This is a genomic window from Streptomyces sp. NPDC101776 (assembly GCF_044766845.1).
Classification (GTDB): Bacteria; Actinomycetota; Actinomycetes; order Streptomycetales; family Streptomycetaceae; genus Streptomyces.
The window spans coordinates 182,517-208,695 of the sequence record NZ_JBIWMV010000003.1; the positions used below are offsets into that span (position 1 = coordinate 182,517).

The 26,179-nt window shown below is 70.5% G+C and carries 29 protein-coding genes; 14 read left to right on the top strand and 15 right to left on the bottom strand.

Annotation, left to right across the window (positions count from 1 at the left end):
* Positions 1-79: 79 nt before the first annotated feature.
* Positions 80-448 (top strand): winged helix-turn-helix transcriptional regulator, encoded by a 369-nt coding sequence (locus ACIRRY_RS12275; protein WP_403971212.1) that lies wholly within the window; start codon positions 80-82, stop codon positions 446-448.
* Here ACIRRY_RS12275 and cynS read toward each other — a convergent pair.
* Positions 408-854, bottom strand: coding sequence for a cyanase (gene cynS, locus ACIRRY_RS12280; RefSeq protein ID WP_403971214.1), 447 nt, complete (start codon positions 852-854; stop codon positions 408-410). The genes ACIRRY_RS12275 and cynS overlap by 41 nt on opposite strands.
* A 348-nt stretch (positions 855-1,202) precedes the next feature.
* Between cynS and ACIRRY_RS12285 the strand changes: the two genes are divergently transcribed.
* Positions 1,203-1,364: a hypothetical protein gene (locus ACIRRY_RS12285; protein ID WP_403971216.1), complete on the top strand. Its 162-nt coding sequence runs from the start codon at positions 1,203-1,205 to the stop codon at positions 1,362-1,364.
* Between the two features lie 66 nt (positions 1,365-1,430).
* Entirely contained in the window at positions 1,431-2,243 is an 813-nt protein-coding gene (locus tag ACIRRY_RS12290; RefSeq protein WP_403971218.1) for an alpha/beta fold hydrolase, read from the top strand.
* Positions 2,244-2,258: 15 nt separating this feature from the next.
* On the opposite strand, the gene ACIRRY_RS12295 is transcribed toward ACIRRY_RS12290, so the two are convergent.
* Both ACIRRY_RS12295 and ACIRRY_RS12300 read right to left on the bottom strand, forming a co-directional pair.
* Complete coding sequence (locus ACIRRY_RS12295) at positions 2,259-2,984, bottom strand: methyltransferase domain-containing protein (RefSeq protein WP_403971220.1); 726 nt, start codon at positions 2,982-2,984, stop codon at positions 2,259-2,261.
* A 5-nt stretch (positions 2,985-2,989) separates the two neighbouring features.
* Positions 2,990-3,553 (bottom strand): PadR family transcriptional regulator, encoded by a 564-nt coding sequence (locus tag ACIRRY_RS12300; RefSeq protein WP_403971222.1) that lies wholly within the window; start codon positions 3,551-3,553, stop codon positions 2,990-2,992.
* 70 nt (positions 3,554-3,623) lie between these two features.
* On the opposite strand from ACIRRY_RS12300, the gene ACIRRY_RS12305 reads away from it, so the two are divergent.
* Positions 3,624-4,022 carry a nuclear transport factor 2 family protein gene (locus ACIRRY_RS12305; RefSeq protein WP_403971224.1) on the top strand — a complete coding sequence of 133 codons (399 nt, stop codon included), beginning with the start codon at positions 3,624-3,626 and terminating at the stop codon, positions 4,020-4,022.
* A 21-nt stretch (positions 4,023-4,043) separates the two neighbouring features.
* On the opposite strand, the gene ACIRRY_RS12310 is transcribed toward ACIRRY_RS12305, so the two are convergent.
* The 5 genes from ACIRRY_RS12310 to ACIRRY_RS12330 all read right to left on the bottom strand — a co-directional run bounded on the left by ACIRRY_RS12310 (position 4,044) and on the right by ACIRRY_RS12330 (position 10,342).
* Complete coding sequence (locus ACIRRY_RS12310) at positions 4,044-5,954, bottom strand: hypothetical protein (RefSeq protein WP_403971226.1); 1,911 nt, start codon at positions 5,952-5,954, stop codon at positions 4,044-4,046.
* Between the two features lie 297 nt (positions 5,955-6,251).
* The gene (locus tag ACIRRY_RS12315) at positions 6,252-7,094 is read right to left on the bottom strand and encodes an SDR family NAD(P)-dependent oxidoreductase (protein ID WP_403971228.1); all 843 of its coding nucleotides are present in this window, start codon (positions 7,092-7,094) and stop codon (positions 6,252-6,254) included.
* Positions 7,091-8,392: a histidinol dehydrogenase gene (gene hisD / locus ACIRRY_RS12320; protein ID WP_403971230.1), complete on the bottom strand. Its 1,302-nt coding sequence runs from the start codon at positions 8,390-8,392 to the stop codon at positions 7,091-7,093. The genes ACIRRY_RS12315 and hisD overlap by 4 nt, the downstream gene beginning before the upstream one ends.
* Before the next feature lie 52 nt (positions 8,393-8,444).
* The gene (locus ACIRRY_RS12325; protein ID WP_403971232.1) at positions 8,445-9,380 is read right to left on the bottom strand and encodes a VOC family protein; all 936 of its coding nucleotides are present in this window, start codon (positions 9,378-9,380) and stop codon (positions 8,445-8,447) included.
* Positions 9,377-10,342, bottom strand: a complete 966-nt coding sequence (locus ACIRRY_RS12330) for a fumarylacetoacetate hydrolase family protein (protein WP_403971234.1) — start codon at positions 10,340-10,342, stop codon at positions 9,377-9,379. Before ACIRRY_RS12330 ends, ACIRRY_RS12325 begins: the two co-directional genes overlap by 4 nt.
* A 273-nt stretch (positions 10,343-10,615) precedes the next feature.
* Between ACIRRY_RS12330 and ACIRRY_RS12335 the strand changes: the two genes are divergently transcribed.
* The 8 genes from ACIRRY_RS12335 (at position 10,616) to ACIRRY_RS12370 (ending at position 18,355) form a co-directional block, all read left to right on the top strand.
* The gene (locus ACIRRY_RS12335; protein WP_403971236.1) at positions 10,616-10,921 is read left to right on the top strand and encodes an antibiotic biosynthesis monooxygenase family protein; all 306 of its coding nucleotides are present in this window, start codon (positions 10,616-10,618) and stop codon (positions 10,919-10,921) included.
* Between the two features lie 34 nt (positions 10,922-10,955).
* On the top strand, positions 10,956-12,080 hold the full coding sequence (locus ACIRRY_RS12340) for an FAD-dependent monooxygenase (protein ID WP_403971238.1): 1,125 nt from the start codon (positions 10,956-10,958) through the stop codon (positions 12,078-12,080).
* Positions 12,077-13,084: an amidohydrolase family protein gene (locus ACIRRY_RS12345; RefSeq protein WP_403971240.1), complete on the top strand. Its 1,008-nt coding sequence runs from the start codon at positions 12,077-12,079 to the stop codon at positions 13,082-13,084. The genes ACIRRY_RS12340 and ACIRRY_RS12345 overlap by 4 nt, the downstream gene beginning before the upstream one ends.
* Positions 13,081-14,058 carry a cyclase family protein gene (locus ACIRRY_RS12350; protein WP_403971242.1) on the top strand — a complete coding sequence of 326 codons (978 nt, stop codon included), beginning with the start codon at positions 13,081-13,083 and terminating at the stop codon, positions 14,056-14,058. Before ACIRRY_RS12345 ends, ACIRRY_RS12350 begins: the two co-directional genes overlap by 4 nt.
* Positions 14,059-14,066: 8 nt before the next feature.
* Entirely contained in the window at positions 14,067-15,437 is a 1,371-nt protein-coding gene (locus tag ACIRRY_RS12355; protein ID WP_403971244.1) for an FAD-binding oxidoreductase, read from the top strand.
* 3 nt (positions 15,438-15,440) lie between these two features.
* Entirely contained in the window at positions 15,441-16,397 is a 957-nt protein-coding gene (locus tag ACIRRY_RS12360; protein ID WP_403971246.1) for a fumarylacetoacetate hydrolase family protein, read from the top strand.
* A gap of 157 nt (positions 16,398-16,554) precedes the next feature.
* Complete coding sequence (locus ACIRRY_RS12365; RefSeq protein ID WP_403971248.1) at positions 16,555-17,547, top strand: LysR family transcriptional regulator; 993 nt, start codon at positions 16,555-16,557, stop codon at positions 17,545-17,547.
* 37 nt (positions 17,548-17,584) lie between these two features.
* Positions 17,585-18,355, top strand: coding sequence for an SDR family NAD(P)-dependent oxidoreductase (locus tag ACIRRY_RS12370; protein WP_403971250.1), 771 nt, complete (start codon positions 17,585-17,587; stop codon positions 18,353-18,355).
* A 16-nt stretch (positions 18,356-18,371) separates the two neighbouring features.
* Here the strand turns inward: ACIRRY_RS12370 and ACIRRY_RS12375 are convergent, their stop codons facing one another.
* Positions 18,372-19,337 carry a zinc-binding dehydrogenase gene (locus ACIRRY_RS12375; protein WP_403971252.1) on the bottom strand — a complete coding sequence of 322 codons (966 nt, stop codon included), beginning with the start codon at positions 19,335-19,337 and terminating at the stop codon, positions 18,372-18,374.
* 126 nt (positions 19,338-19,463) lie between these two features.
* On the opposite strand from ACIRRY_RS12375, the gene ACIRRY_RS12380 reads away from it, so the two are divergent.
* Positions 19,464-19,961, top strand: a complete 498-nt coding sequence (locus tag ACIRRY_RS12380; RefSeq protein ID WP_403971254.1) for a MarR family winged helix-turn-helix transcriptional regulator — start codon at positions 19,464-19,466, stop codon at positions 19,959-19,961.
* Here the strand turns inward: ACIRRY_RS12380 and ACIRRY_RS12385 are convergent.
* From ACIRRY_RS12385 to ACIRRY_RS12410, 6 genes are all read right to left on the bottom strand, one after another.
* A complete protein-coding gene (locus ACIRRY_RS12385) occupies positions 19,945-21,207 on the bottom strand; it encodes an RNA polymerase sigma factor (protein WP_403971256.1) in 1,263 nt (420 codons plus the stop codon). The genes ACIRRY_RS12380 and ACIRRY_RS12385 overlap by 17 nt on opposite strands.
* Positions 21,204-21,545 carry a YciI family protein gene (locus ACIRRY_RS12390; protein WP_403971258.1) on the bottom strand — a complete coding sequence of 114 codons (342 nt, stop codon included), beginning with the start codon at positions 21,543-21,545 and terminating at the stop codon, positions 21,204-21,206. Before ACIRRY_RS12390 ends, ACIRRY_RS12385 begins: the two co-directional genes overlap by 4 nt.
* Positions 21,546-21,547: 2 nt before the next feature.
* Positions 21,548-22,186 carry a YciI family protein gene (locus ACIRRY_RS12395; RefSeq protein WP_403971260.1) on the bottom strand — a complete coding sequence of 213 codons (639 nt, stop codon included), beginning with the start codon at positions 22,184-22,186 and terminating at the stop codon, positions 21,548-21,550.
* 168 nt (positions 22,187-22,354) lie between these two features.
* On the bottom strand, positions 22,355-23,887 hold the full coding sequence (locus ACIRRY_RS12400; protein WP_403971262.1) for an MFS transporter: 1,533 nt from the start codon (positions 23,885-23,887) through the stop codon (positions 22,355-22,357).
* An 11-nt stretch (positions 23,888-23,898) separates the two neighbouring features.
* A complete protein-coding gene (locus tag ACIRRY_RS12405; protein WP_403971264.1) occupies positions 23,899-24,312 on the bottom strand; it encodes a VOC family protein in 414 nt (137 codons plus the stop codon).
* Between the two features lie 6 nt (positions 24,313-24,318).
* On the bottom strand, positions 24,319-25,089 hold the full coding sequence (locus ACIRRY_RS12410) for an SDR family NAD(P)-dependent oxidoreductase (protein ID WP_403971266.1): 771 nt from the start codon (positions 25,087-25,089) through the stop codon (positions 24,319-24,321).
* 167 nt (positions 25,090-25,256) lie between these two features.
* Between ACIRRY_RS12410 and ACIRRY_RS12415 the strand changes: the two genes are divergently transcribed.
* Positions 25,257-26,084, top strand: a complete 828-nt coding sequence (locus ACIRRY_RS12415) for a class I SAM-dependent methyltransferase (RefSeq protein WP_403971268.1) — start codon at positions 25,257-25,259, stop codon at positions 26,082-26,084.
* The last annotated feature ends 95 nt before the right edge of the window (positions 26,085-26,179 follow it).

Here is a 26,179-nt window from a genome sequence, read left to right on the forward strand (position 1 = left end):
CGTGCCCGTGGTGCCCCGCAGCCCGGTGCGGCGGGGCACCACGGGCGCGTACGTCCGCCGCGCCCCTTGGAGCCTCCGTATGACGAACCAGCCCTACTCGGCGAACCCCGAGCACCCCGAACTCCCGCCGACGGTCGAGGCCTTGACCCACGCGTTCGCCCTGCTCGGCAGACGCTGGAGCGGCCTCGTCCTCGCCGCGCTGGCCAGGGGCCCGGCAGGGTTCGGTGAGGTGCGCGAACGGGTGCCCGGCATCAGTGACCGCATGCTCGCCGACCGGCTGCACGAACTGGCCGCCGCCGGCCTCCTCACCCGCACCCCGCAGCGCTCCTACGCCCTCACCCCGCACGGCGACGCCTTCCTGATCCCTCTCGCCGCGCTGGCCGTCTGGGCCGAGGAGCACCTCATGGTCACTCCCACTGGTACTGGAGGTACTTCCCGTCGAGGGTGATGACGACCCGGTCACCGGCCGGGTCGGGCACACGGCTGACGTCGAGGCGGAAGTTGATGGCGCTCATGATGCCGTCGCCGCACTGCTCGTGGATCAGTTCCTTGATGGTGGGGCCGTAGACCTGAATGACCTCGTAGAGCCGGTAGATCGTCGGGTCCACGGGCACGGCCGCGTCCAACGCGCCCCGGTTCGGCTGGAGTTGGAAGGCGAGGACGGCGTCCTCACCGAGTTCGAGGAGGGCCGCGGCGGTCGCCGCCTCGTCCTTGGTCATGGGGTGCTGGCCGAGCAGCGCCGCCGTGGTCCACGCGAGCGGTCGGCCCACGGCCTCGGCCAACTGGGCCCATGTGACACCGGTCTTGACCTTGGCCAGGCGGACCGCCTCGCCCGCTTCACCCTTGCTGAGCATGCGCAACTCCGTTCCCGGACGGCACTCTTGACCACACGCGATTCAGCGTAGGAGAACACCCGTGGCGCGGCAATCACGCCGATCTCCGCCAAGTGCGGTCATATGACGGACTCCTGGGCCTCTCCCGCCGCATACTTCCGAACATGACCCACGTCGACGTACAGCACAGATCCTCGCCGGGCGCGGACTGTCCGCCGTGTCCGTGGCGATCGACCCGGCGCCGTTCCGGGGCGTGCTGCCGCTGCCGGTGTCCGCACTGCGCTCCTCCGCACCGGTCCTCGGCAACCCCGCCAACCGCCATCGGGTCGACACGGAGAACCCCGAGCGCGGCCCGCTCCTGATCATCTCGTGCCCTGGTCGATCGCCAACGCCTCCTACTGGAAGCAGCAGCACAACAAGGGCGTCACCGGTATCACCGATATCAAGGGCCGGGGCCACGCGCTGACCATCGACAGCGGCTGGCAGGAAGTCGCGGACACCGCCCTGCCGTTCGTGCGCCGCTACGCCTGATCCCGGACCGGCACCTACGAGCAAGCGTTCGACACCGATCTCCCCGACTTCACCCGGAGCTGACCGATGACGATTTCCCGTAGACCCCTGCTCCTCGGCGCGGCTGCCGCGGCCGGCGCCCTCGCGGCCACCGCTCTCCCCGCCTCGGCGGCACCCGCCACCGGAGGCAAGCACCCCGCACCGAAGCCGACCGTGGTCCTCGTGCACGGCGCGTTCGCCGACGCGTCCAGTTGGTCGGCCGTGGCCTCCCGGCTCCAGAAGGCGGGCTACACGGTCGTGGCGCCCGCCAATCCGCTGCGCGGGCTGACCGCCGACGCCGGCTATCTCTCCGCGCTCCTCAAGACGATCGACGGCCCGAAGGTCGTCGTAGGACACTCCTACGGCGGCGCGGTGATCACCCAGGCGGCCGCGGGCGACCCGAGCGTGAAGGCGCTCGTCTACGTCGCGGCCTTCGTGCCCGACAAGGGCGAGCAACTGGGCGAACTCGCCGCGCGGTTCCCCGGTTCGCAACTGAACGACGCCTTGCAGCCGCTGCCCGACGGCGCGGGCGGTACCGATCTGGCCATCCAGACGGCGAAGTTCCACGCGGTGTTCACCGCGGACCTCCCGGCGTCCACCTCCGCACTGCTGGGGGCCTCCCAACGCCCCATCAGCTCAGCCGCGTTCACGGACGTCACCACGGCGGCGGCCTGGCACGACATCCCCTCGTGGGCGGTCGTGGCGGCGCAGGACCGGGCGATCGCACCCGACCTGGAGCGCTTCGAGGCCGAGCGGGCCGGTTCGCACACGGTCGTGGTGGACGCCTCGCACGTGGTGATGATCTCCCGCCCCGACCTGGTCACGAAGGTCATCAAGTCGGCGGCGTCCGCGACCAGTTGACACCCACCCCAGCCGCTACGGCAGCCGTCGCGCCGCGACCATGCGGACGCGGGGGCTGCCGTCGCCCCGGCGCCCGAACTCGGGCAGGGCGTACTGGTCGACGGCGAAGCCGGTCCGCTCCAACTCCCGTCGCACGAAGCCGAGTCGGAAGTCCCGGTAGTACATGACGAAGGGCGGTCGCCAGACGGCGTTGCGCACCTTCATCACGGCGTCGAAGCCGGACAGCATCCAGTACGCGGGAGAGGTGAGCCGCGGCGGCGCGACGACGGGGAAGGCGAACAGGCCGCCGGGCCGCAGCACGGAGTGGATCTGGACGAACAGCCCCGGCAGTTCGCGCGGCAGGAAGTGACCGAACGCCCCGAAGCTCACCACCAGATCGAAGGCGGGCGCGAACGGCAGGGCCCGGGCGTCGCCCCGCACCCACGAGACACGCGGACCGGCGGCCCGGGGACGCCCCTGCGCGACCGCGAGCATGCCCGCGCTGAAGTCGACGCCGGTGACGCTCCCGCGGCACACCTTCGTCAGCACGTCGGCGCCCGCGCCGGTGCCGCAGCACAGGTCGAGTCCGTCGTCGAAGGGGCCGACGCGCTCCAGCATGGCGGCGACCGCGTCGAGCAGCGGGGCCGGTGTCCGGAACGGGGTGTGGTCGAACTTGGGCGCGAGGAGGTCGTAGCCGTGCTCGACGGACGACAGTGCCTGGACGGCGAGTTCGCGCAGACTGGGGCCTTCGGGGCTGAACATCCGGGTCAGCCTAGGGCAACCCGCTGCGTGAGGATCGCGAGAACGCGCTCGCACCAGCGCAGGTTCTCCTCCTCGAAGGCGATCCCGGCCATGAGCGTGAGATACGGCCCGACGCGCTCGGCGTCCCGGAGGTACTCCTCCTCGGTCCGGCCGCCGAGCAGCCGGTCCCGTACGCGCTCGTAGCGGTCGAGCTTGCCGCGCGCCCACGACCTGCGCTCCTCGATCAGCTCCCGGGTGACGGCGGGGTCCGTGCCGTCCATGGCCTGGATCTTGATGAGGAGTTCGTCGCGGATGGCGGTGGGGCGCCGGGGCGGCTCGGCGGCGAAGGTGTCGAGCTCGCGCCGGCCGGCCTCGGTGAGCGTGAACATCCTTTTGTTGGGCCTGCGTTCCTGCTGTACGACCCGGGCCGCGATCAGCCCGTCCTGGGCGAGGCGCTCGAGTTCGCGGTAGAGCTGTTGCGGTGTCGCGGGCCAGAAGTTCGCCAGCGACACGTCGAACACCTTCGCCAGCTCGTAGCCCGAGGCCTCCCCTTCCAGGAGGGCCGCGAGGACCGCGTACTTGAGGGACATGTGGACACGCTAACAGCCGTTGATTAGTCTCATCCACACCTACTCAACAAATTGACTATGAGGTGAGCCGATGCGTGCGTTCCGAGAGGCGGTCGAGGCGCAGGACATGGACGCCGTCGAGGCGCTGCTGGCCGAGGACGTGGTCTTCACCAGCCCGGTCGTGTTCAAGCCGTATCCGGGGAAGGCGATCACCGCGGCGATCCTGCACGCCGTCGCGCGGGTCTTCGAGGACTTCCGGTACGAGCGGGAGATCGGCGACCCGGACGGCGCCGACCACGCGCTGCTGTTCGCCGCGCGGATCGGCGACCGGGAGCTGACCGGCTGCGACTTCATCCACGTCAACGAGGCTGGATTGATCGACGAGTTGACGGTCATGGTCCGTCCGCTGTCGGGCGCCCAGGCCCTCCAGGCGGCCATGGCGGCGCAGTTCGAGACGATCGCCAAGGAGGCGGAGGCGCGGCTCGCGTGAGTGCCGCGCCTCCGACGCGCCTTACCCGACGGTCAGCGTGAGCGCACCGGTGTAGGTCCGGCCGGGTGTGATGGCCGTGACCGTCCCGTCGACCGTCAGCGTGACCTTCTTGCCCCGGGGCGCCCTGACGGTCGCGTCGGCGGCTAGGGCGAGCCGGGTCAGGTACGAGGTGCCGGTGACCGTCCAGGCCGAGCCGCTGTTGAGCTGCACGATCGCGCCGTTGTTGACGGCGGCTCCCACGGTGTTGGCGACGATGCCCAGCTCGTAGAAGGTCGACGCGTCGATGCTGGAGACGCGGTGCTTGGCCGTCGACGCGGAGATGACGCCCTCGACACGGGAGCCCTCGAAGGTGAGGACCATGTTCTTGCCCTTGCGCATGCCGTTGTAGAAGTCGCCCTTCACAACTATGGAGTTGAAGGTGGCGGCTCCGTCGGTGGTGTGCACGGCGGTCGGGTCGAAGCTCGCGTCCTTGGTCGGGTCGCCGGTGGGCTCGGTGTAGACGCCGATGTTCATCATCTTGCCGTCGACCGGCACCGGGCCCGGGTCGTCCAGCTCGATCATCTGGAGGATGATCCCGTCGCGCGGGTTGAGCCGGGCGCCCTGGGAGCCGTCGACGCTGATCGTGGTCTGCTGGCCCTTGTTGAGGAAGGTGGCCCGCTCGGAGTTGATCACCGTGCCGCCGTCGAGGGTGAGTTGGCCGGTGCCGAAGAACATGTAGCCGAAGTGCCCGGAGTCCACCACGGTGCTGCGCACCGGAATCGACGCCAACTCGGCCTTGGACAGACCGAGTTCCAGCTCGGTGTTGAGCGCGGAGACGGCGGCCCTGGTGCTGTCGCCGTAGTGCACGACGGCGGCGGGGCCCGCGATGATGGTCGCGTAGCTGCCGACGTCGAGCCGCGAGCCGAGCACGCGCACGGTCGCGTCGCCGATGGCGTAGGTGCCGTAGCCGTACTCCCCCGTGTTGCCGAAGTGGCTGTTGATCGCGGTCAGTTTGAGTCCGCTGCCGCCCTCGACCGACAGGGCGCCCCAAGTCTCGGAGAACACGGTCGAGTTGAGGTAGGTGGCCTTGCTGTTGGCGCCGATGAGGTTGGTGGCGCGGACGTTGCCGTCGAGGCCGAGCATCCAGGGCACGGACTCCATGTACGGCGTTTCCACGGTGGCTTGGTAGTCGGCGGGCAGAGCTCCGTTGCGGGTGCGCAGGACGGAGTCCTTGACGATGACGTTGGCGCCGTCGTCGGCGATGACGGCGGTGCGGACGACTCCCCTGGTGTCGATCCGGGCGCCGTCCACGACCAGCGTGGTCGAGGAGCCGTCGCCGACGACCGCGGCGCCGTAGCCCGCGAAGTCGGAACGGCCGTTGCCCGTCAGGGAGATGGAGGGCCGGTCGAGCGTGTAGGTGGCGTCCTGGACGTACACGCCGTCGAAGCACTCGCCGGTCGAGGTGATCGACACGTTCCTGGCGTAGGCGTCCGTCAGCTTGCCGCCGAGGACGGCCGCGAGGACGGACTTGTCCTTGACCACGCCGTCGCCGTCGACGTACACCGCCTGCCGGAACGGGAAGGTGAGCGTCTGGTACGTCACCTCGTTGGCCGCGGCGACAGTCAGGACGACGTCACCCCGGTAGGTGCCGGCCTGGATCAGGGTGGCCGTGGCGCCGGTGGCGGTGAGCAGTTGGCCGGTCTCCACTCCGTCGACGGTCAGCGAGAGGCTGGAGCCGTCCGGGGCGACGATCTTCCCGCCGGACGCGATGGACAGTTCGCTCACGCGGGTGGTCGCGGCGACCGTGTACGTCTCGCCGGATGCGACCGAGATCCGCGTGCCCGAAGCCTTCTTGGCCGTCGGCGCGGCGGTGGCGGAGGCCGCCGGCACCAGTACGGCTCCGGCCGTGGCGGTACCGGCGATCAGGACCGAGCGTCGGGTGATCAGCGTCATTGCTTGCCTTCCCAGGGATCGATGCGCCGTTGCGCAGTGTGACCGGCCGGCCGTCGAACGCGGGATGCGGACGGGCCCGGCGGAGGCACCGAAGGTGCGCACGAGGGACTTAAGCAGCCACGAGAACCAGGGAATAGGCGGGCGGCACACACATATGGGAGTCCGATGCCTCGGATCACGCCGACCAGTTCATGGCCGTCACACAGAGTCGTCATAGGGGGCGGACGAGCCGGAACACGGCGGTGAGGCGGGCGGCTCACGGGCCGTCCACCTCACCGTTTCCCGCACGCGGTTCCGCTACGCCGGGGCGATCATCCCCGCCGACAGGTCGATGTCCGCCCCGCACAGGCCGGGCATCGCGAGCATCGCCACCAACGCCTGGGCGACCTCATGCTCCTCGACGAGCCGGCCGAGGGCTGCCCGGGACGCGAAGTCGCGTTCGGCCTCGGCGACCGTGCAGCCGGTCAGTTCGGCGGTCAGCCGGAAGTTGCGGTCCATGCGCGGACCCCGAACCGGCCCCGGGGAAAGGGAGTTGACCGCGATCCCCCGCGGTCCGACCTCCCCGGCGAGGGTCCGGGTCAGGCCGAGCAGCGCCATCTTGGAGGCGGTGTACGGGGTGCGGTTGAGCAGCGGGCGCTTCCCGCTGACCGAGGCGACGTTGACGATGTCACCGCGCCCGGCCGCGAGCATCGGCGGCAGGAAGGCCCGGCACATCAGATACACGCCCCGGACGTTGGCGGCGAACACGTCGTCCCACTCGTCCGGCTCGATGTCGACGAGCGGGCGGACCGGGCCCGCGACTCCGGCGTTGTTGACGAGCAACGACACGTCCTCGTCGGTGAGTTGGATGGCCAGGGCGCTGACGGCCGACGGGTCGGAGACATCGCAGGAGGCCGTACGGGCCTGTCCGCCGTCCTTGACCACACGGGCCGCAGCCTCGGCGAGCGCCGCCTCGTTGCGCCCGACCAGGATCACCCGGGCCCCGGCGTCCGCGAGGCCCAGCGCGAAGGCACGGCCCAGCGGTCCGCCGCCGCCGGTGATCAGTGCCGTACGCCCGTCGAGGGGCCTGCGGGGGTCCGAGGCCGTGCGGTGTTCCGAGGCCACGGGATGCTCCGAGGTCACGGGGTGTTCTGCGGTCACGGGGTGTTCCAGGGCAGCTCGTCGCCCGCGGCCTTCGCGGCACGTAGGTCACCGGAGCGTGCGTGGCCCTCGAACAGCTCGACGCGGGCCGCCCGTCCGCACAGCCGGCCGAGCAGCGCCTGGGAATCGGTGTCGGTGACCTCCTGATAGGTGACCGTCTTGAGGTACTTCCCCACCCACAGGCCGCCGGTATAGCGCGCGGCACCACGTGTGGGCAGCACATGGTTCGTGCCGATGACCTTGTCGCCGAACGACACGCAGGTGCCCTCGCCGAGGAACAGGGCGCCGTACTGGGTCATGCGCTCCAGCGCGAGGCGCGGTTCGGCGGTCAGCACCTCGACGTGCTCGAAGGCGAACGCGTCGGCGAGCGTGTACAGCTCGTCGTGGGTGTCGACGACGTGGACCTGGCCGTGGTCGCGCCAGGCGGGCTCGGCGAAGTCGCGGGTGGGCATGCCGGGCAGCAGGCGTTCCACCTCGGCGATGGTCTTCTCGGCGAGCTCGCGGGAGGTGGTGATGAGGACGGCCGGGGAGTCCGGGCCGTGCTCGGCCTGGGAGAGCAGGTCGACGGCGCACACGAACGGGTCGGCCTGCTCGTCGGCGAGGACGAGGATCTCGGTCGGCCCGGCGAAGAGGTCGATGCCGACCTCACCGAAGAGCTGCCGCTTGGCCTCGGCGACATAGGCGTTGCCGGGCCCGGCGATGAGATTGACCGGCCGCATCGTGTCCGTCCCGACCGACATGGCGGCCACCGCCTGCACTCCGCCGAGCAGCCAGATCTCGTCGGCTCCGGCGAGATGCATGGCGGCGACGGTGGCGGCCGGGATCTCGCCGTGGATGGGCGGCGTACAGGCGACGACCCGGGGCACGCCCGCGACCTTGGCGGTGACGATGGTCATGTGGGCGGAGGCGGTGAGCGGGTAGCGGCCACCGGGGATGTACGCGCCGGCCGCCTGCACGGGGATGTGCTTCTGGCCGAGCCGCACACCAGGAAGGGTCTCGACCTCGAACTCCCGCAGGGAGTCCAGCTGATGGCGGGCGAAGGTGCGCACCTGCTCCTGGACGAAGCGGATGTCGTCGATGACCTGTTGCGGCACCGACGCGACGATCTTCTCGACCTCCTCGTCCGTCAGCCGGAAGGAGTCGGGGCTCCACTTGTCGAACTTCTCGGAGTAGGCGCGTACCGCCTCGTCGCCGCGCGCACGGATGTCCGCGATGACGCCGGTCACGGTCTCCCGCACCTGGTCGAGGGAGGCGGCCACCTCTGACTTGGGCACGGCGTGCTTCAGGATCGTTGCCACAACTGCGGCCTTTCTGCGGGTGGTTGGCGACAGAGGGAGTGCCGGCGGGATGTCAGACCGGCGGTGCTTCGAAGAGCACGTCGGGGTCGTTGAACTGCTCCTTGGCGACCGACTCGCTCATCGGGTCGGCGGTGCCCCACTGGTCCTGGGTGATCGGGTCGTCGACGTCATGGCGGCCCGGGTGCCACAAGTCCTCTTCGAGGACGGCGAGTTCGGTCGTGTACTCGACGGTGTTGCCGTGCGGGTCGTGGAAGTAGGAGAAGGTGTTGTCACCGGCGAGATGCCGGCCGGGTCCCCAGGTGAGCCTGGTCCCGGCGCGCAGCGCCCGCCCGGTGCCGCGCATGTACTCCTCGACCCCGCGCATCTCGAACGAGGCGTGATGCAGGGAGACATGGGGTCCCCGGGCGATCGCGAACGAGTGGTGGAGCGGGCTGCACCGCAGGAAGTACATGAGGTCGCCCATGTGCGTCGAGTACAGGGTGTCGGTGAGCCGGAACCCGAGGTGCTGGACGTAGAAGTCCCGCAGCCCTTCCGGGTTCTGGGAGTTGACGACACAGTGCGAGAGCCGGACCGGGATCGCCTCGCGCTCCTCGATCTTCCGGTGGGTGCGGGTGGCGACATCGGCGGAGACCTCGACGACCCGCCCGTCCGGGTCGAAGAACCGGAAGCCGTAGCCGCCGCCCGGTGTGTCCAACGCGCCCGGTTCACTGAGCAGTTGGACGCCCACACGCCCGAGCCGCCCATGCAGCTCATCCACCGCCTGCGGCGATACGGCCCCGAAGGCGACGAGGTCCATCCGCTTCCGTTCGTCCTCTCGGATGCGGACGATGTACTGCTCGGGGCTGCCCTCGGCGGCGAAGAAGGCGACTCCGCTGTCGCCCGCGACCTCGGTCAGGCCCCAGGTGGTGCCGTAGAAGGCGCGCTGGCGGGTGAAGTCCGGTACGGCCAGGTCGACATGGCGCAGATGGGTGATGGGCTGGAAGGTCACTGTCCGCTCCTGACGGTGTTGCGCTGGTGGCCCAGGCCGGTGATCTCGGACTCGACGACGTCGCCGGGCTTCAGGAAGACGCCCCAGTGCGCGCCGTTGCCGGCCGGGGAGCCGGTGAGCAGCAGATCGCCGGGGCGCAGGGTGGTGGTCGTGGAGACGTACGCGATGAGCCGTGGGATGTCGAAGATCATGTCTTTCGTCGACTCGTCCTGGCGGACAACTCCGTTGTGGCGCAAGGTGATCCGCAGGTCGCCGGGGTCGCCGACGAAGGCCGCCGGAACCAGGAAGGGTCCGGTGGGCAGGAAGGTGTCGGCGTTCTTTGCGGTGAACCAGTCGGTGCCGATGGCCTTGAGGTCGGGCCGGTAGAGGCGGTCGCGGGTGGTGAGGTCGTTGGAGATCGTGTATCCGGCGACGTGGCCCATCGCGTCCTCGGCCGGAATGTTCTTGCCCGACTTCCCGATGACCAGGGCGAGTTCGAGTTCCCAGTCGTGCTGTTCGCCGAGCGCGGGGAGCACGATGTCGTCGTAGGGGCCGCTGATCGCGCGCGGGGAGCCGAGGAAGACGTACGGCACCCCGTTGCGGGCGCGTTCGTCCATCATCGACTCAGCGTCGGCGCGAGCCTCTTCGGGGGTGGCGCCGTGCACGCTCTCCTTCTCGGCGGCGACCAGATCGACCACGTGCTTGCGGTAGTTGGCGCCGCTCTGCAGGATCTGGCCGGGCTCGATCGGGGTCAGGACGCGCAGTGCGGCCAGGTCGTGCCAGGTGCCGTCGGAGGATCCGGCGAGGTCGGCCAGCCGGGGCAGCCAGTCCTCCCAGTCCTCGACGAGCGCGCGGACGGACGGCACGAGGTCGGAGAGGTCGCGCACGCGGTCGCCGGTGACCAGGCCGGGAAAGCCCGTCTCACCGGAGGCGAACGTGCCGAGCGCGAAAGGTCCGGCATGGGTGGGCAGTGGATCGGGCACGGCGCTCTCCTCGTACGGGTGGGGGCTCGCCCTCGACGCTAGGCAGCCCGGGGACCCGGCGGAAATGGCGATCCGCGATGCCTGCCATCACCGGCCCGCCCGGCCCACCGTGTCGTGGTGCGGCTCCCCGCGCGGCGGGCCCGTCGGCCGCTCAGCTGCGGCTCCATCGCCGTACGGGATGCATGGCGTCCCCCTTGGCGATGCCTCGATCCGTTGACCCTGTGTCGGCCGCCCACGCAGGCTCGGAGCACCCACTTTCCCGAGGAGAAGAACGTGATAGTCGAGCATGCCGAGCTGACCGTCGAGGCGGGGCGTGAGCGGGAGTTCGCGGAGGTGTTCGGCAAGGCCCGTGAGGTGCTGGCCGAGGCCGCCGGGTTCCGCTGGGCCGAGCTGCTGCGCGGTGCGGAGCGGCCGGCGACCTTCCTGCTGCTGGTCGGCTGGGAGTCCGTCGAGGCGCACACGGTCGGTTTCCGGGAGTCCGAGGCCTTCGGGCGCTGGCGGGCCCTGGTCGGACCGTTCTTCGCCGAGCCGCCGGCCGTCGAGCACTTCCACGAGCTCGGCGCCCGCTTCTCGGGCTGACCCCCACTTCTGTCTACGTTCGCAAGGATCGCCCATGCCCGTACAAAAGGTGCTCGTCGTCGGCGGCGGCATCACCGGAAGCGTGCTGTGTCTCGCGCTCGCCCAGCGGGGCGTCGAGGTGGAGCTCGTCGAGATCTCTCCGCAGTGGTTCGGTGTGGGCCATGGCATCACCGTTCAGGGCAACGCGCTGAAGGCGCTGCGCTCGGTGGGTGTGCTGGATCGGGTACTGGCCCGGGCGGTGCCCTTCGACGTCATGCGGCTGCGCCGCGCCGACGGCGGGCTGATCACCGAGTTGGACACCCCGCACACCGGCGGGCCCGAACTGCCGTCCACGGCGGGCGCGTTGCGCTCGGATCTGCAGGACGCGCTGTGCGACGCGGTGCGTGCGCACGGGGTGCGGGTGCGCCTCGGGCTGAGCGTGGACCGGCTCGACCGCTCACCCGATCACGTGGACGTGGCCTTCACGGACGGTTCGACCGGCCGCTACGACCTCGTCGTGGGAGCCGACGGCATCAACTCGGCGATGCGCGCCCTGATCGGCATCGACGCGAAGCCCCGTCCGGTCGGCATGTCGATCTTCCGGGTCGTCGCCGACCGCCCGGCCGAGATGGACTGCGCCGAGGTGTACTACGGCGGCCCCCGTTTCAAGGCCGGCTACAGCCCGATCTCCCCCGACCAGTGCTACGCCTACCTCCTCGACGAGAACCTCGACACCTCGCTCATCGGCCCGCGGGCCCCGCTCGCCCTGCTGCGGGAGCGCGGCGCCGGGTACGGCGGCACCTGGGGCAGGATCCTCGCCTCGCTGCCCGACGACACGCCGGTCGACTACCGCTGGATCGAGGCGATCCTCGTCGACGAACCCTGGCACCGGGGCCGCGCGATGGTCATCGGCGACGCGGCCCACGCCTGTCCGCCGCTGATCGCACAGGGCGCCGCGATGTGCATGGAGGACGCGGTGCTGCTCGCGGAGGTGGTGACGGCGGACGAACCGACCGAGAAGGCCCTGGACCGCTTCATGAACCGGCGGCTGCCCCGGGTCCGGATGGTTCTGGAGAACTCCCTCCAGCTCGCCGACTGGGAGATCCACCCCGGCACACCGGGCGCCGACCCGGCCCGCATCATGTCCGAGACGCTCGACCACCTGACGGCCGCCGCATGACCGGCTCGCCCGTGGTCGACTTCCACGGCCACCTCGCCGTCCCCACCGCCGACGCCCTGGTCGCGGGCACCCCGGGTCTCGCCGCCGAACTCGCGGCCGAGCAGCGCGCCCACTCCCCCGCGTCCCTGGCCGTCAACCGCGCCCAACTCCAGCGGCTGGCACCCCGGTTGACGGACGTCACCACCCGCCTCACGGACCTGGACGCCATGGGTGTCGACATCCAGGTGGTCGGCCCGATGCCGATGCACCACTACTGGGCGGACCCCGACCTCGCGATCCACCTCGCCCGCACGGTCAACGCGTCCGTCGCCGCGCACTGTGCCGCCGCACCCGACCGGCTGTACGGCCTGGGCACCGCCCCGCTCCAACACCCGGACCTTGCAGTCGCGTTGCTCGACCAGGCGGTCAACGACCATGGCCTGTACGGCATCAGCGTCTCCACGACGGTCGACGGCCGCGAACTGGCCGACCCCGCACACGACGTGGTGTGGCAGCGGGCCGAGGAACTGGGCGTGGTGGTGTTCATCCACCCCTGGGGCTGCTCCCTCGGTGAGCGGCTGGCCACCGACTACCTGGGAAACACGGTCGGGCAGCCCGTCGAGACGACCGTCGCCCTCTCGCATCTCATCTTCACCGGTGTCCTCGACCGCTTCCCGCGCCTGAAGCTGGTGGCGGCGCACGGCGGCGGCTATCTGCCGACGTACATCGGCCGTTCGGACCATGCCTGGCAGGTACGCCAGGACGCGCGCGGCTGCGCCGAGTTGCCCAGCAGCTATCTGCGGCGGATGTGGTTCGACGCGCTGGTGTACACCCCGGGCGCGCTGCGCCATCTCGTCGAGGAGGTGGGCGCGGACCGGGTCGTCCTCGGCACGGACCACCCCTTCGACATGGGTGTCGACGACCCGGTGGGCCGCCTCGACGCGGCCGGGCTGACCCCGGCCGACCGGGCCGCCGTCGCCGGGGGCAACGCCCTCGACCTGCTGCTGAAAGGACGTACGCGATGACCGCCGGTGCCCTCGGGCCGATCGAGGAGGAACTCGCCAAGGCCCGTTCCGCCTACCGCAACTGGGGCCGCTGGGGTGAGGACGACGTGCTCGGCACGCTGAACTTCATCGACGACGCGATCCGCGCCCACGCGGTGGGCCTGGTGCGGCGCGGGCGGGCCTTCTCGCTCGCCCAGGAGTTCAACGAGTCCGGCCCGCAGCGCGGTTTCCGCGGCCGGATCAACCCGGTGCACTACATGAAGGACACCGGCTCCGACGCGGCGGCCGGCACCCAGGGTTTCCCGCACGGCTTCGGCGGCGCCGACGACCACGTCGTGATGCCCTTGCAGGCCTCCACGCAGTGGGACGGTCTGGGCCACATCTACGACAACAAGCAGGCGTGGAACGGCCGTCCGTGCACCATCGTCAACGGCGACGGCGACTCGGTCACCGGCATCGAGCACATGAAGGAGGCCTTCACGAGCCGCGGGGTCCTCCTCGACGTAGGACGTGCGGTCGGTGACGAGCACGGTGAACTCCCGGACGGTTTCCCGATCTTGGAGGAGCATCTGCGGGCCACGATCGAGGCGCAGGGTGCGACGAGCTCGGTCCGGCGCGGCGACCTCGTACTGATCCGCACCGGGCAACTCGGCCGCGTACGACGGCTCGGCGCCTGGGGCGGTTACGCGGCCGGTGACGCGCCCGGCCTCTCCTTCACCACCCTCGGCTGGCTGCACCGTACGGAGATCGCGGCGATCGCCTCCGACACCTGGGGACTTGAGGTACGGCCCTACGAGTTCCCGCAGCCCGCGATGTCCCCGCTGCACCAGATAGCGATCCCCAACATGGGCCTCCCGCTGGGCGAGATGTGGGACCTGGAGGCCCTGGCCGAGGACTGCGCGGCCGACGGTGTCTACGAGTTCCTGCTGGTCGCCGCGCCGCTGCCGGTCACCGGCGCGGTGGGCGCCCCCGTCAACCCGATCGCGATCAAGTGAGGCAGCCTTTGAACCTCAACCGATTCTCCGGCACCCTCCATCTCCCCGATGACGAGGACTTCGAGGAGGCCTGCTTCGGGCGGGTCTTCAACGCCCGCCTCCCGCACGACCGTTCACCGGCGGCTGTCCTGATGGCCGAGTCGGAGCAGGACGTGGTGGAGGGGGTGCGACTCGCGCTGGAACGCGGCTGGCAGGTCGCCGTCCGTTCCGGCGGGCACAGTTGGGCCGCCTGGTCGGTGCGCCAGGACGCGCTGCTGATCGACCTCGGGAGCTTCCGCGAGATGGCGTACGACCCGGGGACCGCGATTGTGACGGCGACGCCCAGCGTCAAGGGCGGCGACGAACTCAACCCGTATCTCGGGGAGTTCGGCCGTTTCTTCAACGGCGGGCACTGTCCCTCCGTCGGCATCGGCGGGTTCCTGCTCCAGGGCGGGCAGGGCTGGAACGCGCGGGGCTGGGGCTGGGCGGCGGAGAACATCGTGGCGATCGACGTCGTCACCGCCGAGGGCGAGTTGGTGCGCGCCGACGAGACCCATCACAGCGACCTGTTCTGGGCGGCGCGCGGCGCGGGACCCGGTTTCTTCGGCATCGTCACCCGCTTCCACCTCCGCACCCGCCCGCTGCCGAAGTACCTCGGTCACACCGTGCACGCGTATCCGCTCGACCTGTTCGACGAGGTCATGACCTGGTTGCACGGCATGCACCACACGGTGTCGGACCTGGTGGAGATCGTCGCGCTCACCCAGACACCGCCCGACCTGGACGAGCCGGTGCTGCTGGTCACGGGCGTGTCGATGACCGACACCGCAGAGGAGGCCGCCGAGGCGCTGGCGCCGTTGCACGCCAACCCGTACGCGGACCGGGCCCTGTTCCGCGTGGAGGCCCAACAGACCACGCTGGCGGAGCAGTTGGCGGGTCAGCGCACCGCCAATCCCGAGGGCCACCGCTACCTGGTCGACAACGCCTGGCTGACCGGCTCGGCCGAGGACGTCGTACCGGCGATCCGCAAGGCGTTCACCGAGCAGCCCACCCGGCAGACCTTCACCATCTGGTTCTCCATGGCCCCGCTGCGCCAACTCTCCGACATGGCCTTCTCGTTGCAGTCGGAGATCTACTGCGCCACGTACGTCATCCATGACGACCCTGCGCGGGACACGGAGCTGCGCACCTGGCTGGACAGCGCGATGGCGGACATGCAGCCGGTCACGGCCGGCCAGTACCTCGGCGACTCCGACTTCACCGTGCGGCAGTTGAGGTTCATGGGCGACGAGCAGTGGCGGCGGCTGCGGGAGATCCGGGCCGCACGTGACCCCAAGGGGCTCTTCGCCGGCCATCTGAGCGCGGGGACCGTCACCAACACCAACCACTGGGAGCAGTGAGCGATGCGTTTCGCGACATACGAGTACGAGGGCGTGGAGCGCGCCGGGGTCGTCCGGGACGGGACCGTCCACCCACTGCCCGAGGGCGTCACCGTACTGACCCTGCTGGAGCAGGAAGTGCTGCACGCGGCCGGCACCGAAGCACTGCGCCGGGCAAGCGACTTGACGGTGGATCAGGTACGGCTGCTGCCACCGCTGAAGCCGCCGTCCATCCGGGACTTCGTCGGTTTCGAGGCGCACATCGAGGGGGTCTCGAAGTCCCTGGACGGTCTTGAGCACGTGCCCGAGGAGTGGTACCGGGCGCCCAACTTCTACTTCACCAACCCGCACGCGGCGTACGGCGCGCACGACAACGTGCCGGTCCCGGCGGGCTGTTCGGTGCTCGACTTCGAGTTGGAGGTCGGGGTGGTCATCGGCCGCGCCGGGCGTGATCTCACGCCGGAGCGGGCGCGCGAGCACATCGTCGGCTACCTGATCTTCAACGACTGGTCGGCGCGGGATCTTCAGAAGCCGGAGAAGAACCTCGGCCTCGGCTTCTCCAAGGGCAAGGACTTCGCGAACACGCTGGGTCCCTGTCTGGTCACCGCCGACGAGGTCGAGGACCGGCGCGACCCGGACGGATTCCTGGACCTGGAGATGACCGTCACCCTCAACGGGGAGCTGATCGGCCGCGACACCCTCGCCAACGTCTCCTGGACCTTCGAGGAGATGATCGCCTACGCCTCCCGGGACGCCTGGGTGCGCCCCGGGGACATCCTCGGCTCGGGCACCTGCGGCTGGGGCGCTCTGGCCGAGTTCTGGGGCCGGGTCGGCGAGCGCACCCCGCCGCCGCTCCGGCCGGGCGACGAGGTGACCCTCGCGGTGGAGCGCCTCGGCACCCTCTCCAACCGCGTGGTGCCCGGCCGTACGGACGTATACCTTCCGCGTGCCCGCAAGCGCGGCCGGACCCCGCGGCCGTAGATCCGACCGCGGACCCTTCCGACCTGCAGACATCCAGGGATCCGATGGCAGCTATCGGATCCCTGTGACTTCCCTCCCGGCCTCTTCCTCGCGGGGAAGGCGGTCGTTACGCTCCGGTTTCACCGAGCTTCAACGACGCGGCCGGAAGGACACACGCATGGGTCTGGGAGCAATCGACCTGAATCTTCTGGTGGCTCTGGAAGCCCTCCTGGAGGAGAAGAACGTCACCCACGCGGGGGTGCGGCTGTCCACCAGCCAGTCCGCGATGAGCGGCTCCCTGGCCCGGCTGCGGCGGCACTTCAACGACGAGCTGCTGGTGCGGGTGGGCCGCGAGTACGAGCTGACCCCGCTTGCGGAGCGGCTGCTTCCGGTCGTCCGGTCCTCCCTGCACAAGGCGGAGGAGGCGCTGTCGCTGACCAGGCACTTCGATCCGTCGCGCAGTCGGCAGCGGTTCTCTGTGGTGATGTCCGACTACGTCATGACGGTGTTCATGGAACCGCTGCTGCGGGCCCTCGCGCAGGAGGCACCCGGTATCCGGATCGACTTCCACCCGATCGTCATGGGGCAGTTGGAGACGGAGACGCATCTGCGCTGCCACGACCTGATGATCGTGCCGCTCGGCTACCAGTTGCCGGGGGTCAGCGAGACGGTGATGCACGACCGGTTCGTGTGTCTCGTCGACCCGGACAACCCGCGCCTGGTGGACGGGCGGCTCTCGCTGCGCGACCTCGCCGAGATGCCGCACGCGGCCTGCGTCATCGGCAAACTCACCCCCGCCGACCGGCAGTTGGAGACCCTCGGCATCACCCCCCGGGTGCAGGTCAGCACGCCCGGCTTCAATGTGCTGCCGTTCCTGGTGGGCGGCACCGACCTGGTCGCCGTGGTCCCCGAGCGGCTCGCCCGGCGCTACGAGGGCTTCGCGCGCTGCGCCGTCGTACCGACGCCCTTCCCGGACGTACCGCTGGTGGAGGCCATGTACTGGCACCACAACCGGCACGCGGATCCGGCGCACCGCTGGCTGCGGGAGACGGTCCGCAAGGTGGGCGCGTCGCTGGACGACCCGGTGGTGCGCGCGATCGCCGACGAGATCGACGGCGCGGATGCCACCCATGCCGATCGTGCGTTTCCGGAGCTGACCCCGGCTTCCTAGCGTGGACGGGAGACAGCCCGCACCCCCTGGAGGAACCGTGAGCCGCACGCGTCTGGCCGGTCGTACCGTCGTCGTCACCGGGGCCGCGCAGGGCCAGGGGGCCGCCGAGGTGGCGGCCGCGGCCCGGGAGGGGGCGACGGTGGTCGCGACCGACGTCCTGGACGAGGCGGGCGAGAAGCTCGCCGCGTCGCTGGGCGCCGAGGGGCTGGACGTGCGCTATCGGCACCTGGACGTGTCGTCGGAGGGCGACTGGGCCGACCTCGCGGCCGGGCTCGACGTCGTGCACGGTCTCGTGAACAACGCGGGGATTGCCATGCGTGCCCGGCTCGGTGACGTCCAACTCGCCGACTGGAACAGGGCGTTCGCGGTCAACACCACGGGCGCGCTGCTCGGCATCCAGGCGCTCGCCCCGCTGATGCCGGCCGGTTCGTCGATCGTGAACGTCGGCTCGGTCGCGGGTCTCACCGCGCATCACGCGGTCGCGTACACCACGAGCAAGTGGGCGCTGCGCGGCCTGTCGAAGGTGACCGCGCTGGAGCTGGCGCCGCGCGGCATCCGTACGAACGTGATCCATCCCGGCTACATCGAGACCCCGTTGATGGCGACAGCGAACCCGGTGTTCGTGCAGGCCCATCTGTCGTTGACCCCGCAGGGCCGGGCGGGCACGGTCGACGAGGTGGCGCCGCTGGTCGTCTATCTGCTGTCGGACGAGGCGTCGTACGTCAACGGCGCGGAGATCACGGTCGACGGCGGGTACGCGGCGCACGGCGGGGTGAAGGCGATCACGAACGCGCTCGACGCCTCGTGACGACGGCAGGGCCGCCTCAGGACACCAGGACGGTCCGTACGCCGGGAACCTCGGGCGCGTTCCAGGCGCTCTCGACATCGGCGAGGGGCACCGGAGCGGCGGTGACCGCGATGCCGCCGCTCTCGATCTCGGCGACCAGGGACGGGAGTTGCTCCAGGTAGGCCCTGGTCGACACAGCGCCCTGGCCGTTGCCCTGGAGCCGGAAGTTCGCCGAACGCAGTGCCGCTGAAGGGAGTTCGATGGTCGGGCCGGCCATGGAGCCGATCTGGATCCAGTCCAGGGCGCGGCTGCGGTCGGTGCGGGCCCGCAGCAGCGCCATGATCGCGTCACTGGCCGGCTTGCCCCACAAGTAGTCGATGACCAGGTCGACTTCGGCGGCTTCCTTGGCCAGATCGGCCGCGGTGGCGTCGGCGTCGTCGGTGAGTGCGACGGTCGCGTCCGCGCCGATTCCGGGCAGGGCCGCGAGCCGGGCCCGGTCACGCCCGGCGCCGACGACCCGTCCGGCGCCGAGCCGCTTGGCGACCTGGACGGCCATCTGTCCGGCGTTGCCGGTGGCGCCGAGGATCAGCACCGACTGCCCGGCCTCGATCGGGACGCGGCGGCGCAGGGCCACCCAGGACGACATGGCGGGGTTCATCGCGGCGGCGATCTTCACGGCGTCCGCGCCGTCGGGGAGCGGGATGCTGCGGCGGCAGTCGATGACGGTCCGGGTGGCCATCGAGCCGGCCAGTCCGTCGTCGGCGACGAAGTACACCAGGCGACCGTCCTCGCGCCGGCCGACGCCGTCGACACCGGGGACCATCGGCAGCTTCCCGGTGCTGGTGTAGTGACTGCCCGACGCGCCGGTGCGCACGCGGGGGTGCAGCCCCACGGCGAGGACGTCGATCAGCTCCTGGTCCTCGTCGGTGGGGGCGGGCAGGTCGAACGGCTCGTAGCGGGGCGGGGCGTCGAACGAGTGGACCACGGCGGCATGGACGTCCATGAGAGTTCTCCTCGGTTTTGGTGCGCGGCACTGAAGTACGCGACGCAGAAAGTACGTGGCACAGAAAGTACGTCGCACCAATTAAATTAGTAGGTGCCGCGTACCTTTGCAAGTAGAATCCGGGACATGACCTCATCGCACGACGTGCAGCCCTCGCCGACCTCGCCGCCCGAGGACCTCGGCCTGGTCGACGCCCTCGCCCAGTTGTCGTTCCTGATGCAGAGCGCGCTGGCCGAGATCGCCGGGGAGTACGACCTGTCGCTCACCCAGACGCGGCTGCTCGGGATCCTGCGGGACCGGGAACCGACGATGAACCAGCTCGGTCGGCACCTCGGCCTCGACAAGTCCTCGATCACCGGCCTCGTCGACCGCGCGCAGCGCCGGGGCCTGGTCACGCGCACGGTCAGTGCCGTCGACCGCCGCTCGTTCCAGGTGTCGATCACCCATGCGGGCCGCGAGCTGGCGACTCAGGTCGCCGCGCGGTTCGCGGAGCGGATCGAGAGCTGCGCCGCGCCGCTGTCCGAGGCCGACCGCACACGGCTGTCACGCCTGGCGACCCGGATCGTGACCGCCGACGCCGAGGCCCACGGGGTCGATCTGGGCACCCTCACGAACCGGGGCTAGTCAGGGACCTCAACCGCCGTTCCAGGAAGCGTCGTTCCGCGTCGTTCTCCACCAACTCCAGCGCCCGCCCGTACGCTTCGGCCGCCTCCGCCGTACGGCCGTCACGGCGCAGCAGATCGGCGCGGGTCGCGGGCAGCAGGTGATAGTCGGCCAGTTCGCCCGACCGTTCCAGCCCTGCCACCAACTCCAGCCCCGCGTCCGGGTGTTCGGTCATGCCCACGGCGACCGCCCGGTTCAGGCGCACCACCGCGGAGGGCACGAAGCGCTCCAACTCGCCGTACAGGGCGGCGATATCGGCCCAGTCGGTCTCCTCGGCGGTGGGTGCGGTGGTGTGGCAGGCGGCGATGGCGGCCTGGATCTGGTACGGCCCTGGGCGGCGCCGGCGGAGCGTGGTCTCCAGGAGCGCGGCGCCTTCGTCGATCTCGGCCCGGTCCCATGCCGTACGGTCCTGGTCCTCCAGTGTCACCAGCTCGCCCGCCGCGTCCACGCGTGTGTCGCGGCGGGCGTCGTGCAGCAGCAACAGGGCCAGCAGGCCCAGCACTTCGGGCTCGTCCGGCATCAGACGGGCCAGGACGCGGGCCAGCCGGATCGCCTCCGCGCACAGGTTCGTGCGGACCAGGTCGGCGCCGGACGTGGCCGCGTAGCCCTCGTTGAAGAGGAGGTACACCACCCCGAGGACACCCGTCGTCCGCTCGGGCAGCAGATGCGCGGGCGGTACCCGGTACGGGACACCGGCGTTGCGGATCTTCTTCTTGGCGCGCACCAGCCGTTGCGCCATGGTCGCCTCGGGGACGAGGAAGGCGCGGGCGATCTCGGGGGTGGTCAGGCCCGCGAGCGTGCGCAGGGTGAGCGCGACCCGGGCCTCGATGGGCAGCGCGGGGTGGCAGCACGTGAAGAGCAGCCGCAGCCGGTCGTCCTCGACACCGCTGTCGTCACCGTCGTACTCCGGGTCGTACGGCCCTTCGTCCCGCCCCAGCACCGCGACCTCCCGCAGTTTCGCCGCTCCGACCGCCTCCCGGCGCAGGACGTCGAGGGCGCGGTTGCGGGCGGTCGTGGTCAACCAGGCGCCGGGGCGGCGCGGGACTCCGTCGCGCCGCCACCGGTCGAGTGCCTGGGCGAAGGCGTCCTGCGCGCACTCCTCGGCGAGGTCCCAGTCGCCGGTCACCCGGATCAGGGTGGCGACGACCTGGCCCCACTCCTCGCGGAAGGCGGCGGCGACCGCCTCCTCGACGTCCGGCACGCTCACTCCCAGACCGGCCGCACCTCGACCGAGCCGCCGGCCAGCGCGGCGGGGTGCCGGGAGGCGAGCGAGATCGCCTCGTCCAGATCCGCGACCTCGATGATGTCGATGCCGGCCACGTACTCCTTGGACTCGACGAACGGCCCGTCGCTGAGCAGGACTTCATCGCCCTGGACCCGGACGGTGGTGGCGTCCGTGGAGGGCCGTAGGCGTGCTCCGCCGCGCATCAGGTCGCGGCCACGGACCTCGTCGATGTAGGAGGTGAAGCGGGGGTCGTCGGCGATCTCGGCGGGGCCGAGTTCCTCGCCGTCGACGGGGGTGCAGATGAGCAGGGCGTACTTCATGGCTACTCCCCGGGCTTCTCGGTGGCGGGTGAGATGTGCTCGTGGATGATCTGCCAGCGCAGGCCGGCGTTGCGGTAGCCGGTGGTCACGCGCAGTACGTCGTCCAGCGGTCGGCCGTCGGCGCGGGTGCCGAGCAGCCGGACGAGGGCGTGCCCGAAGGCGATGGACTCGTCGACGTGCACGTGAAACTCCAGCACCTCGCGGGTCAAGGGCCCGGTCACGTCCCCGAGGACGTCCTCCACGGCCTCGCGGAAGGCGGTGGTCCCCGGCCGTTCGGCGTCGAGCGCGCGGATCTCCGTCTCGCCGTCCTCCTCGCCGTCCATCGGCCAGAAGGGGCGCACCTCCATGGCGCCGACGGTGGCCACGGGGTGCTTGGCGGCGGCCTCGACCGCCTCCTCCAGGGTGTCGCACTGCAGGATGTCGAATCCGGCGACGTACTCCTTGGTCTCCGCGAACGGCCCGTCGGTGCGCAGTACCTCCCCGCCGCGCACCCGCACGGTGACGGCCTCGGCGGGCAGCGCGAGCCGGTGCCCGTGCAGTCGTACGTCGCGGTCGCCGAGCTCCTCCACCCAGGGCTCTACGGGTGCCATCCCGGAGGCGTCGGCGGTGTCGTCGCCACACACGAGCAGCATGTATTTCATGGATCCTCCTGGTCCTCATGAGCTTCCTACACCCCACCGACGAACGCACCCGAGCCCGATCGACACCCTCTTCGGAAAACTTCTTGAGGAAGCTCCCCCGGGAAGCTCCTGCGGGAAACGCGAGGAGGCCGGGGCCACCGGGCCCCGGCCTCCTCCACGACGTACCTGCTACGCGGTCGCCGCCTGCACCGACGGATCCCCCGCGCCCACGACGGCACGCTCGGTGTTCTTGCGCACCAGCAGCAGGGTGACCACCGCGCCCAGCAGCGAGGCGCAGCCGCAGATCACCACGCCGAGGGCCATGCCGTGGCCGAGGGCGGTCTGCGCGGCGGCCTTGGCCGAGGCGCTGCCCGCGTTGACGACGGCGAGGGGTCCGGCCGCCTTCTCCATGCCCGCGTCGGCCCCGCTGAGCTTGCCGACGAGGGCGGAGGACGCGGCGCTCATCGCGATGGTGCTGATGACGGCCGGCCCGAGCCCCTGGCCGAACTCGCGGACCAGGCTGGTCGCGCCGCTGGCCATGCCGGTCATGTTGATCGGTACGGCGTTCACGGCGGCGGAGGTCAGCGAGGACACCACGCAGATGAAGCCGACGCCGAGGAGCAGCACCGGGCCGATGAAGGCCGCGAGGGAGGTGGTGGTGATGGGCAGCGCGGCGATCCAGAACTGTCCGGCGGCCATGGGCAGCAGGCCGCCCATCAGGAGCCAGCGGGCGTCGATCCTCGTGAGCATCCGGCTGAGCACCGGTGCCAGCAGCAGCGGGATCAACTGGAGGATCACGAAGGGCATTCCGGCCCGCAGGGGGCTCAGATGCATCACGGCGCCGAGGCGGATCGAGACGCAGTAGGCGGTGCCGATGAAGCCGAACATGCCGGCCAGCGCGACGACGGCCGCCGCCGCGAACGAGGGGATCTTCAGCAGGCCGAGGTTGAACATCGGGGAGGCCGCGCGGGTCTCCGCGACGACGAACCCGACGAGCGCGACGGCCGCCAGGGTCAGTGAGCCCACGATCGCCGCGCTGCCCCAGCCGCGGTCGCCGCCCTCGATGATGCCCCAGAGCAGGGCGGTCAGACCGACGGCGATGGTGATCTGCCCCGGCCAGTCCAGCGCGCGGCCCTCGGGCGCCTTCGAGTCGACGACGAGCTTCCAGGAGGTGACCGCGACGATCAGACCGAGGACGACCGGCGGCACGAACGCCCAGCGGAAGTCGGCGACCGTGGCGAGGATCCCGGAGGACAGCGGGCCGAGGGCTGAGGCGAGGGAGATCGACAGTGCCCAGGTGGAGACGGCTTTCGCCCGGTCCTTGCCGTCGGGTGTGGCCGCCGCGATGACCGCGAGGGAGCTGGGGAAGAGCGCGGCGGCGCCGATGCCGGCCAGGGCCTGCCCGGTCCACATCATGGTGATGTTCTGCGAGGTGGCGTTGAGCAGTTCACCGAGCGCCAGCACGAGCCCGCCGAGCACCAACAGCCGCTTGCGGCCGAAGAGATCGCCCACCACGCCGAAATTCAGTTCCAGAATCGCGGTGGGGAGAATGAAGGCCGAGGTGACCCAGGCTACTTGGGAACCCGACGCACCGAATGCGGCCTGAATTTCTCCGTTGATGGGCGAGGGAACGGTAATGCACAACTGTGCCGCCGCGACCGCGAGACAGCACGCTATGAGCGTTCCGGGGTCCAGTCTTTTCAAGGAGGTCGAATCCGTCATCGTGCGTGCCCTCACTCTGTGTTTTTCTCTATGAGTTCGATGAGATTTCCCTCGGGGTCACTGACCCAGGCCATCCGCACTCCGGGTTCGGGGGACGGCCCGGGTGCCATGACCTCGCCCGCTCCATGGGCGACCAACGCGCCGTGGACGGGATCGAGTTCGGGGGTGGTGACCGCGAAGTGCCCGTATCCCTCGGTGAGTACGGCGGTCATCGGGTCCGGCGCGCGCAGGCCGGGGGCGGAACCGGGCCTGGCGAGCAACTCGATGCGCCAGCCCCGCGGATGCTCCAGTACGACACCTCTCAGACCGGGCCCTTCGAGGTGGAACTCGAAGACGGTCTTGAGGCCGAACGCGCCCTGGTACCAAGCGGTTTGGGCGGTCAGATCGCGTACGTTGACGCCCACGTGGTCGAGTCGGGTGCTCACGGCGGCTCAGCCCGCCATCGCGCTGTCGCCGCCGTCGACCATGAGGTTGGCGCCGTTGACGAAGGCCGCCTCGTCGGAGCAGAGGAAGGCGGCGGCCCGTGCGATGTCCTCGGGCTGCCCCACCCGCCCGACCGGGATACGGGCCTCCAACTGGGCCTTGGGGCCGTCCGGATCGTCGAGGAAGGGTGCGGTGGCGGAGGTGCGGGTCATGCCCGGCGCGATGGTGTTGACCCGGATGCGGTGGGGGGCGCCGGCCGCGCACAGGTGCAGGCTCATCGCCAACACCCCGCCCTTGGCGGCCCCGTGGGGCACCATCGGCATGAACGGCGCACCGCGTACGGCGGCCACGGAGGCGACGTTGAGAACGGCCCCGCCACCCCGCGCGATCAGGTGCGGCCAGGCGGCCTGGGTACAGAAGTAGGGGATGTCCAGCTCGTTCCTGATGGTGAAGTACCAGTCCTCGGCGGGCATCGTCTCGAACGGGCCGTTCCGCAGCGCGGAGGCGTTGTTGTACAGGATGTCGATCCCGCCGAAGGACGCGATCCCGGCCTCGATCCACTCCCGGGCGCCGTCCTGGGTGGACAGATCCACGGGGGCGAGGGACCGCATGATTCCGCCGGCCTTTTCGACGAGTTCCACGGTCTCGGCCGCACTGTCCCGATCAATGTCGCAACCGAAGACCTCGGCACCTTCCGCCGCGAATATCAGCGCCGCGGCCCGCCCTATTCCTGCCCCCGTCCCACTGATGAAAGCGATTTTCCCGGCCAGTCGACCCATGATTGCCAAGTCCCTTGTCCCGTGCCGCCGTGGTGCGGTGGTGGCAGCGTAGGTACGGCCATTGAGGAGAACAAGAAATGGGTCGACGAAGGGCCATCGGGGGTTCGTATGGCTGGTATGAGGCGGGAAGCCGGGAACTCCGCGCGGCTTCACGGCAGGATGCCCCCATGAGCACCGACGACCCCGCACGGCTGATGCGCGCCAACCAGGCGAACTGGGACGCCCGCACCCCCGTCCACCTCGCCAGCCGGTTCTACGGCCTCGACGGCGACCCGGACCCGGCCCGCTGGTTCGCCCCCTTCGAGTGGGACGACCTCGGCGACCTGGCCGGCCGGGACGTGCTGCACCTCCAGTGCCACCTCGGCACGGAGACCCTCGCGTTCGCACAGCGCGGGGCGCGGGCCACCGGCCTGGACTTCTCCGAGGCGTCCGTGACGGCGGCGACCGGCATCGCGGCGAAGGCGGGCCTGGACGTCGACTACGTACAGGCGAACGTGTACGACGCCGTGGAGGCCCTGGGGCAACGGCGGTTCGACATCGTGTACACCGGCAAGGGCGCCCTGTGCTACCTACCCGATCTACCGCGCTGGGCGGACGTGATCGCCCAACTCCTGCGCCCGGGCGGCCTGTTGTACATCGTCGAGTTCCACCCCCTGCTCAACTCCCTGGGCCCGAAGCCGAGTCCGGGCGAGGGACCAGAACTGCTGCTGCGCCACGACTACCTGGGCGGCGGCGGTCCGGTGCACCGGGACGCGACGTTCACGTACACCGACGGTCCGGCCGTGGCGGACGCGACCGACAGCTACGAGTGGATGCACGGAATAGACGAGGTCATCAACGCGTTGACGACGGCGGGACTGAACATCCGGCGCCTTCGCGAGAGCGACGAACTGCCGTGGCCGCGCTGGCCGCAGATGGTCCGGACCCCGACCGGCTGGTGGCGACTGCCAGAGCCGCGGATCCCCCTCCTGTACGGCCTGCTGGCCAGCCGCTGAGGCGCACCTCACATCCAGAACCGCACCGGGTGTGCTACGGTGCGGTCAGCACTTGTGTACGCCCCGTTCTGGGCGCCGGTGCCGGATCCACTTCT

Coding starts and splice junctions, on each gene's coding strand:
- cynS (WP_403971214.1), bottom strand. CDS start 854: ATGCTCAGCAAGGGTGAAGCGGGCGAGGCGGTCCGCCTGGCCAAGGTC.
- ACIRRY_RS12360 (WP_403971246.1), top strand. CDS start 15,441: ATGCGTTTCGCGACATACGAGTACGAGGGCGTGGAGCGCGCCGGGGTC.
- ACIRRY_RS12310 (WP_403971226.1), bottom strand. CDS start 5,954: ATGACGCTGATCACCCGACGCTCGGTCCTGATCGCCGGTACCGCCACG.
- ACIRRY_RS12305 (WP_403971224.1), top strand. CDS start 3,624: ATGCGTGCGTTCCGAGAGGCGGTCGAGGCGCAGGACATGGACGCCGTC.
- ACIRRY_RS12390 (WP_403971258.1), bottom strand. CDS start 21,545: ATGAAGTACGCCCTGCTCATCTGCACCCCCGTCGACGGCGAGGAACTC.
- ACIRRY_RS12290 (WP_403971218.1), top strand. CDS start 1,431: ATGACGATTTCCCGTAGACCCCTGCTCCTCGGCGCGGCTGCCGCGGCC.
- ACIRRY_RS12340 (WP_403971238.1), top strand. CDS start 10,956: ATGCCCGTACAAAAGGTGCTCGTCGTCGGCGGCGGCATCACCGGAAGC.
- ACIRRY_RS12350 (WP_403971242.1), top strand. CDS start 13,081: ATGACCGCCGGTGCCCTCGGGCCGATCGAGGAGGAACTCGCCAAGGCC.
- ACIRRY_RS12300 (WP_403971222.1), bottom strand. CDS start 3,553: ATGTCCCTCAAGTACGCGGTCCTCGCGGCCCTCCTGGAAGGGGAGGCC.
- ACIRRY_RS12380 (WP_403971254.1), top strand. CDS start 19,464: ATGACCTCATCGCACGACGTGCAGCCCTCGCCGACCTCGCCGCCCGAG.
- ACIRRY_RS12345 (WP_403971240.1), top strand. CDS start 12,077: ATGACCGGCTCGCCCGTGGTCGACTTCCACGGCCACCTCGCCGTCCCC.
- ACIRRY_RS12375 (WP_403971252.1), bottom strand. CDS start 19,337: ATGGACGTCCATGCCGCCGTGGTCCACTCGTTCGACGCCCCGCCCCGC.
- ACIRRY_RS12365 (WP_403971248.1), top strand. CDS start 16,555: ATGGGTCTGGGAGCAATCGACCTGAATCTTCTGGTGGCTCTGGAAGCC.
- ACIRRY_RS12400 (WP_403971262.1), bottom strand. CDS start 23,887: ATGACGGATTCGACCTCCTTGAAAAGACTGGACCCCGGAACGCTCATA.
- ACIRRY_RS12275 (WP_403971212.1), top strand. CDS start 80: ATGACGAACCAGCCCTACTCGGCGAACCCCGAGCACCCCGAACTCCCG.
- ACIRRY_RS12415 (WP_403971268.1), top strand. CDS start 25,257: ATGAGCACCGACGACCCCGCACGGCTGATGCGCGCCAACCAGGCGAAC.
- ACIRRY_RS12295 (WP_403971220.1), bottom strand. CDS start 2,984: ATGTTCAGCCCCGAAGGCCCCAGTCTGCGCGAACTCGCCGTCCAGGCA.
- ACIRRY_RS12410 (WP_403971266.1), bottom strand. CDS start 25,089: ATGGGTCGACTGGCCGGGAAAATCGCTTTCATCAGTGGGACGGGGGCA.
- ACIRRY_RS12395 (WP_403971260.1), bottom strand. CDS start 22,186: ATGAAATACATGCTGCTCGTGTGTGGCGACGACACCGCCGACGCCTCC.